The organism is Oleiphilus sp. HI0125, from assembly GCF_001635355.1.
This window is the reverse complement of the sequence record NZ_LWGF01001266.1, coordinates 1-8,312: the sequence shown is the minus strand read 5'-3', so window position 1 is coordinate 8,312 and position 8,312 is coordinate 1. Positions and strand designations below refer to the sequence as shown.

At 43.8% G+C, this 8,312-nt stretch carries 8 protein-coding genes; all 8 read right to left on the bottom strand.

Annotated elements, in window-relative coordinates; translation table 11 throughout:
- On the bottom strand, nt 1–1,419 hold a 1,419-nt coding region (locus A3762_RS22005; RefSeq protein WP_068757650.1), incomplete at its 3' end, for an ATP-binding protein.
- Nucleotides 1,420–1,441: 22 nt separating this feature from the next.
- Nucleotides 1,442–2,524, bottom strand: a complete 1,083-nt coding sequence (gene aroB / locus A3762_RS22000) for a 3-dehydroquinate synthase (protein WP_068757648.1) — start codon at nt 2,522–2,524, stop codon at nt 1,442–1,444.
- The gene (gene aroK, locus A3762_RS21995; protein ID WP_082869293.1) at nt 2,525–3,079 is read right to left on the bottom strand and encodes a shikimate kinase AroK; all 555 of its coding nucleotides are present in this window, start codon (nt 3,077–3,079) and stop codon (nt 2,525–2,527) included.
- Between the two features lie 112 nt (nt 3,080–3,191).
- A complete protein-coding gene (locus tag A3762_RS21990) occupies nt 3,192–5,243 on the bottom strand; it encodes a type IV pilus secretin PilQ (RefSeq protein ID WP_068757647.1) in 2,052 nt (683 codons plus the stop codon).
- 74 nt (nt 5,244–5,317) lie between these two features.
- The gene (locus A3762_RS21985) at nt 5,318–5,860 is read right to left on the bottom strand and encodes a pilus assembly protein PilP (RefSeq protein ID WP_068757646.1); all 543 of its coding nucleotides are present in this window, start codon (nt 5,858–5,860) and stop codon (nt 5,318–5,320) included.
- Entirely contained in the window at nt 5,857–6,504 is a 648-nt protein-coding gene (locus A3762_RS21980; RefSeq protein WP_068757644.1) for a type 4a pilus biogenesis protein PilO, read from the bottom strand. The genes A3762_RS21985 and A3762_RS21980 overlap by 4 nt, the downstream gene beginning before the upstream one ends.
- A 2-nt stretch (nt 6,505–6,506) precedes the next feature.
- Nucleotides 6,507–7,070 (bottom strand): PilN domain-containing protein, encoded by a 564-nt coding sequence (locus tag A3762_RS21975; RefSeq protein ID WP_068757642.1) that lies wholly within the window; start codon nt 7,068–7,070, stop codon nt 6,507–6,509.
- Complete coding sequence (locus A3762_RS21970; RefSeq protein ID WP_068757640.1) at nt 7,070–8,134, bottom strand: pilus assembly protein PilM; 1,065 nt, start codon at nt 8,132–8,134, stop codon at nt 7,070–7,072. The genes A3762_RS21975 and A3762_RS21970 overlap by 1 nt, the downstream gene beginning before the upstream one ends.
- Nucleotides 8,135–8,312: the final 178 nt, after the last annotated feature.

The following is an 8,312-nucleotide window of genomic DNA, read 5'->3' as shown; positions in this document are numbered from 1 at the left end:
TTGGTTCGACTCTACAAAACGCTGTGCTGTTGACTCATTATAAGAACCCAATACCTGAAGCGTGTAATTAGCGCCACCAAATACTGAAGAATCTTCTTGGCTTTTTTTCACCGATACCTTTATGACTTTATCTTCAGGCATATCAGTACCAAGATTTTCCGTGCTTGTCCGAACAACCTCAGACTCAGGCTTCACGCTCGACTCTAATGCAGTGACGCCTGAATCAGTATCAGCTGCATCGTTATTCTTTTCATTCGCTAGGACTGGATCGTCAGACTGCGCACCTTTCGACCCGACTAAATCAGAGTCCTCTTTGGCAGACTCTTTTGTCTCTAGCAAATCATCACTCGCTACATTTTCAGCCGCCAAGGTCTCATTAACAGCTAGCGAAGATTCATTCTCAACAACTACCGCTTCTTGCACCACATCAAACTTCTCACTTTGGCGCAACGCTTCATCCAATCGCGCTAAACGCTCACGCTGAGCTTCTTCATCTATCACAACGCTTTCACTAGCAAACTCTTGCTGCGCCATACCCGAGAATAAATTGTGCTGCTGCGCGACAAATAAAAATGAAGCCATCAAGATCAACACAATAGTAACTAGTGCAAACGCAGGTAGTCTCGGCTGGGAACGTTGTGACTCAACCACGACTGCGTCATCAGTCGAGTTAAATAACACTGCCCCCATATGGCTTTGAACCTCAGAAACTAGACCTTGGGTTTTTATATGCAAACGCTCTACCGATGCTTCAGGAATAGAAAGAGTCGAGCTAAAACCTACGCTAGACAAACCTTGCTCGATGAATGCTTTTACCTCTTCAACAGATAAAAGGGGCAAGCCAAATGCATGAACCGACTCATCACCATAAGTAGCGGACAACCAAGCAAGTTCTGAAGTAGACGCCAACAACAGCACAACAGAGGTATCTGATTGAGGCAACTCCAATGTGTCAATACAACTTTTCAATAAGGCTTGGGAAAGATGTCCAGCATCATCAATCGTAATCAATGTACGCTTACCTTTCTCTCGATAAAGCTGCTTGTAACTCTCGCGACAGCGAACCAACAACGATTCAACATTTTCAGAAGGTGAGGCAAAAATGGCACTTTGATCAGCAATAGCTTGAACAATATCCGCCGGAGTCATATCAGCCTCAGCGGAAATAGAAATCAAATTCAGTTCAGATTTTAGTTCAGCATGCATTTGGTCAATCAAATGCGTCTTACCCGAACCTTTAGGAGCATGAAGACAAAGCAGTAAATCACCAAAGCAAGCTAAATGACGAACACTTTCTAGTTGATGTTGGCGTTGAGCACCTTTAAAGAAAAAACCTTGCCCTTCCGACAATTGCGCCGACAGCGCGGCATCATCTGCACAGAGACGTTTGGCAATCGATAAAAAATGCGCCTGACTCATTGATTATCCCTTTTCTACAAGGCTAATTTGGAAGAACTTTCAACAACGTACTATGCTCAAAATCATCAGTCACTCGCGCAAACCCTAAGCGGTCCATGAGCACTAGACGCAAAGTACCATCTAACACTTTCTTATCAACGGACATCAGTTCGAGATAATCCTGAGCTGACATGACTTCTGGGCCTCGAATCGGTAAAGCACAATCATTCAAGACTTTCAGAATCCGCTCTTCATCACTTTCTGATAGGCACCCCAGCAACTTAGACATATGCGCGGCCATTGCAATACCTGCACCAACAGCCTCACCGTGCAACCAATTTCCATAACCTGAAAACGTCTCAATAGCATGGCCGAAGGTATGCCCAAGATTCAAAATTGCACGAACACCGCCTTCTGTTTCATCTTCCTCAACAACACTCGCCTTGCATGCACAGGAGGTCAAAATAGCGTAACGCAGACTTGCTTCATCAAGCGCTCGAATATCGGACACATGCTTTTCTAACCACTCAAAGAATGGCAAATCACGAATCAATCCGTATTTAACTACTTCTGCCAAGCCTGCAGACACTTCTCGCTCAGGTAAGGTGGACAGACTAGCAGTATCAATTACAACGGCTTTTGGCTGATAAAACGCACCTATCATGTTTTTACCGAGCGGGTGATTAATAGCCGTCTTTCCCCCGACCGATGAATCGACCTGAGACAATAAGGTTGTCGGAACTTGAATAAAATCAACTCCACGCTGATAACTCGCGGCTGCAAAACCTGTCATATCTCCGATAACCCCGCCACCCAAAGCAATTAACGTTGTGTTACGGGAATGCTTCTTCTCAAGTAATGCATCAAAGATTAGATTTAAGATATCCCAATTTTTATACTGCTCGCCATCGGGCAAGATCACGCTATCCACATCAAAATCGGTCAGAGCTGCACGAAGCTTATCTTCATATAATGGAGCCACTGTCGTATTACTAACAATCATGACCTTCTTGCTACGTATATGCTTTGTAAAATACGAAGCGTCACTCAATAAGTTCGCGCCAACATAGATAGGGTAACTTCTTTCACCAAGATCAACGTTTAAAATATCTACCGTATCTGACACTTATTCTTCCTCTGCTGCGATGCCGTCACTTTGCTCTAATGCACGCACAATACTTTTAACAATTAAACGCAGCGACTTTTTGCTTGTTTCCACGACAAAATCCGCTACTTCACGATAAATTGGATCACGAAGAGCCATCAAGTCCGTTAAGACTTGCTTAGGGTCCTCTCCTCCTTGCAACAAAGGTCGGTTTTTATCCTTATGGGTTCTCGAAAACTGCTGCTCAACAGAGGTATTGAGGTACACAATGAAACCATTGCGGGTCAAATGATCGCGATTCTCCTGACGCATTACCGCGCCACCACCTGTTGCTAATACCACCTGACTTTCCAGAGCTAAATCTTTAATAACAGCCACTTCCCGATTGCGGAAACCTTCCTCTCCTTCGACGTCAAAGATCCAAGGAATATCTGCACCAGATCGCTGCTCAATCTCTTTATCGGAATCAATAAACTCGTAGGAAAGCTCTGTCGCTAACAATTTACCTATTGTTGTCTTTCCCGCCCCCATTGGCCCAACCAATACAACTAAAGGCTTCTTTGTTCTGTATGCCATTGAAAAAACTGCTTAAAAAGTTTGAGTTTAACACCGTTTGATAACAAGGAACGATACATTCAGGCAAAAAAAAAGCCGAGCTAATAAGCTCGGCTTTTTCAGTGTGCCACGATTATTGATCAATCAAACCATCTTTGATCAATTTAGGAGTGATAAACACTAGCAACTCACTACGCTCATTAATGTTTTGCGTCTTTTTAAACAGGTTACCTAGGTAAGGAATATCACCCAGGAACGGTGTCTTAGTTACTGTCGTAGATTCCTCCGACTGGAAGATACCGCCTAGGACAATAGTTTCACCATTGCCAACAAGTACCTGAGTAATTAGTTCATTAGTCGCGATACTTGGCACACCAGCAGTCTCTTGGCCACGATCATCCTGATTTACTTTCAGATCCATAATGATTTTATCGTCAGGAGTAATTTGCGGCGTTACTTCAAGAGACAATACAGCCTCTTTAAATGCAATAGAGGCAGCCCCAGAAGAAGTTGCTTCTTGGTAAGGAATCTCTTCACCAGACTTAATCGTTGCCGTTTGGCGATCCGCCGTTACAATTTTTGGTTGAGCAACGATTTCGCCTTTGCCATCGGCCTCGAATGCCGACAATTCTAAATCAAGCAAGTAATCGCCATTGCCAATACCAATGGCGATAGATGAAGCATTCGTACGTGTCACACCTAGATCAACCGCCAATGCGTCTGGGAATGTAACAGTATTGGTAGTTGTTAACTCGCCAAGAGTATTTTGAGAACCACCGAAACGCCAGAAAGTATCGCCATCTTGGTCACGGCCACCGCCACCCCAAGTAATACCCATTTCTTCAGTAATATTTGAACGTGCACGAACGATACGTGCTTCGATCAGCACTTGGCGCACTGGAATATCCCAGGTATCAACCAAAGTACGGATCTGATTCAATTTATCCGCAGTTTCTCGCACACTAATCGTGTTAGTACGCTCATCTGATGAAATATAACCTCGACCAGAAATCAACTCTTCATCCTGCTGCAATAATGAAACGAGATCTGATGCTTTTGCATAATTGACTTGAATAATTTCCAAACGAACCGGAGCTAACTCTGCAACTTGCTTATTCGTCTCAATTTCAAGTTTTTCACGCGCTGCAATCTCTTCAGCTGGCGCAACAAGCATCACATTACCTGTCGTGCGCTTATCTAAACCCTTAGTTTTTAGCACTAACTCAAGCGCTTGATCCCAAGGCACGTTTTGCAGACGCAAAGTAATGCTACCGCCAACAGTGTCACTCGCTACCAAGTTCAACCCAGTAAAGTCAGCAATCAACTGCAATACTGCACGAACTTCAATGTTCTGGAAGTTAAGAGAGAGCTTTTCGCCTGTGAAAGGAAATTTTTCTTTGCGACGCTCTTCTACTTCGTCTTCAGTAATTTTCTCAACGCTTACAACAAACTGATCGTCAGCTTGATACGCCAAGTAATCATAATTGCCGGTAGGCTTGATCACGATTTTGGCCTTACCATCTTCAATGTAAGACTCAATACGTGAAACAGATGTTGCGAAGTCAACAACATCTAAACGCTGACGAAGGTTTTCCGGAAGCTCTGCATCAGAGATCAACAGCTGGATGTTGCCACCTACTTCACTCATGTCGATATCAGCAGATGGATTCGCTAGACCAATAATGACTTGACCATCGCCTTTCTCACCGCGACGAAAATCAATCGCTGTAATACCATTCCCTGAAGCAGACTGACTAACTGACGCGTCGCTTTCAGCTGATGAATTTTCAGCTGCGGCTGAGCCAATCTTCAAAATCAGATCATTACCTTCAACAGAACTTGTGTAAGGCGCCATGGCATTCAAATCAACAACAAAACGTGTAACAGCTTGGCCCGCATTATTTTTTGCTTCGATCACCGTCATACGGTGAGCGTTGCCGAGACCGAGCTCGTGATAACGCTTATCTAAACCATTTGTTGCGCCATCAACTGTAATTGAGATGTCTGCAGTTTGACCGATCGTAAAGATCTTTGGTTCTGCAGGTGGTTCATCAAAGCTCAGAACAATCTCAACTGTATCACCCGGCATCGATGCAAATTTCACATCCTGTAATACTGCCGCGTTGGCCACGGACATGAACATTGCCGTGAACAAAGATAACGCTAATTTCGGCTGACCAAACATTTTTATTGCCCCAAAAACTCTAGATGTTTTAACTTTTTCATTTATTTGTTTCACTATTCACACGCTCCCAATCACTATATATCTTCCAGCGTTACAGAGCGTGGACGCTCAATCCAACCACCATTCCCGTTCGGCACAATCTCAATCAGACTAATTCCAGCCTCTTGAATTGCTACCACACGGCCATGATTTTTGCCCATATATTGACCTTCCTGAACCCGATGAACTCCGCCAGAATTATCAGAAATTAGAGCCCAAAGTGTGGCTGAATCCTGCTTTTGCAAAGTACCAACCATTCTCAACTGAGTAAGCTGGAATGACTCCAACACTTCTTTAGGACGATCAAAATTTGGCTTGATGTTACTTTGGTCTTCTGCGATCTCGACACCAACATCAACCTCTTCAACGGGAGCAGTAAAAGGAGAACGGCTGCCCGCTTCTGAATATTTGAATGACTCATAAACAATCATTTCAGGTAACGGATCAATACGCCCAGCCGGCTTCTCATCAGCTGCCTTCATGAAAGAATCTAAATCTGCATAACCTTCATTTCCGCCACACGCAGTGAGTAACGAAGCGCTTGCCAGCAAGATAGAAGAAACTAATACCCTACTCATTTTTTCTTCCTCTTCTTATTCTTTTTACCGCCTTGATCTGGGTTGTAACGATACGTCTTGGCAGAAATATTCATCGTCAAATCACCCGCACCACCTTTTCCAGCTGGCTTAATATCAAAATCATGTAGCGTCACAATTCGCGGCAAAGCAGCCACACCACTGACAAACGCCGCCATATCGTGGTAAGTGCCTCGCACAGAAATATCGATCGGAAGCTCAACATAAAACTCTCTAGAAACCTCCGGCTTTAAGCCAATACTGTTGATTTCTAGACCAGTACCTAAACCAGTATTCGTAATATCCTCAAGCAAACCAGGAACTTCAGTGTCTGCAGGTAATTGCTTAAGCAAAACACCAAAAGACTCTTCCATTTCGGTCATCTGCTGACGATATGCATCGAGATTAGCAACTTTAAAAGATTTGCTTTCATATTGTTGCTTAAGCGTGACTTCCTCGTTCTCAACACGCTCCAATGCTGCATATTGGTCTTTAATCATGAACCAATATCCACCACCTAGAATAAGAAGAAATACGAGTGCCAGCACAATCGCTTTTACTGGTATCGGCCAAGAACCTGCATTATTAAAGTCGAGATCATTAATATCGAAATTTTTCAGGCTTTCCATCTGTTCTGCAAAACTCACAACTACTCTCCTTTATCGTCTTGCTCAGAGACAGGTGTAACCTGCGCAACTGTCATATCGAAGGCGCTTTGGTCTCCGCCTTTAGCTGCTTTCACATCTCTTAGATTTGGATTAGCGAACCACTCAGAACCTTCAAGGTTTCGCATAAGGCCCGAAATTCGATTATTCGATTCAGCTACACCTTGAATATCTACTTGTGCAGCCTTGCGATCGAGACTTGTGTAATAAAGCCCTTCTGGGAGAGTTTTAACTAGCTCATCAAACACTCGTACAATGACAGGACGCGTACCTTGTAAGTCTTGAATGACCTTCATACGTGCTAGAAGCTGTTCACGCTTCTTCTTAAGCTCTGCAATTTCTTTGGTCTTCTTATCAAGCACTGCCATCGATGTTTTGATGTAGGAATTACGTGCTTTTTGCTCTGCAATCATGCCACTAACTTGCGTATTCCAAAGAAAGAAAAGGCCACCAGCTGCAACAGCCACAGCAACAAGCATTGCGATAAATTCTTTTTGTCGTTTGGCTCGGAGTTCTTCGCGCCACGGACGTAGGTTAATACTTGGCATCAGTCAAAACTCCTCATCGCTAAACCGCAAGCAATCATTAATGCCGGCGCATCATTACTCAGAGCTGAGGCATTTACTTTTGAGTTCAACGTCATATCTGAAAATGGATTTGCTACGACTGTCTTGATCCCAACCTTCTCTTGAATCATTTCAGCAAGATCTGGAACGGAAGCAACACCGCCAGCAAGTACTACATAATCAACTTCGTTGTATTGACTAGACCCAAAGAAGAATTGCAAAGAGCGAGCCACTTGTTGAACAACAGCTTCTTTGAACGGCTCAAGCACCTCACGTTCGTAGTCATCCGGCAAACCGCCTTGCTTTTTCGCCAGGCCAGCTTCTTCATACGACAAACCGTAACGACGCTGAATTTCTTCCGTCAGCTGACGTCCACCAAACAATTGTTCTCGGGTATAAACGGTAGTATTTTCGGCGAGCACACTTAGCGTTGTCATGGTTGAACCAACATCAACAACTGCCACAGTTTGCTCTTCTGGAGAATCTTCCATTTGGAAAGCGATAAGACCGAAGGCACGCTCAACTGCATGCGCTTCAATATCAACGACTCGACTGATAAGCCCACCAATTTCGAGGGCATCTTCACGTAATTCAACGTTTTCTTTACGGCAAGCAGCGAGCAAGACATCGACTTGATCTGCATTGTCTTCGGAGGGGCCAATAACTTCAAAATCAATCGAAACTTCATCGAGCGGATAAGGGACATATTGATCAGCTTCGACCGAAATCTGATCCTCAAGTTCTTGGTCATTAAGTTCTGCACTCATTTGAATCGTCTTTGTAATAACAGCAGAGCCTGCTACCGCTACAGCACCAAGCTTCACATTACTACGCGACTTCGCGAGCACCTTTTTAACCGTTTCACCAACCTGCTCAACATCATTGATCGTTTTCTCAACGACGCTATTTGCCGGCAAAGGCTCCACAGCATAACTCTCGACCCTAAGCTTATCGCCGCTCTTTGACAGCTCTAAAAGCTTAACGGAAGAAGAGCTAATATCGACACCCAACACGATGTCGTTCTTTTTCCCGAATAATCCAAACACAGAAATCCTACCATCTAAATCGACATTAGTGTGGCCGACTTGTTATAGGAGAGTCTTGACCAAGCACACACAGTACAATTCTTTACTAAAAGCACTCAAAATAGACGTATAATAGTTACCGCCTAAAATTAAAGCTATTTCTAAGATAATAGACCTATATTCATAAACTGCTAGGAAA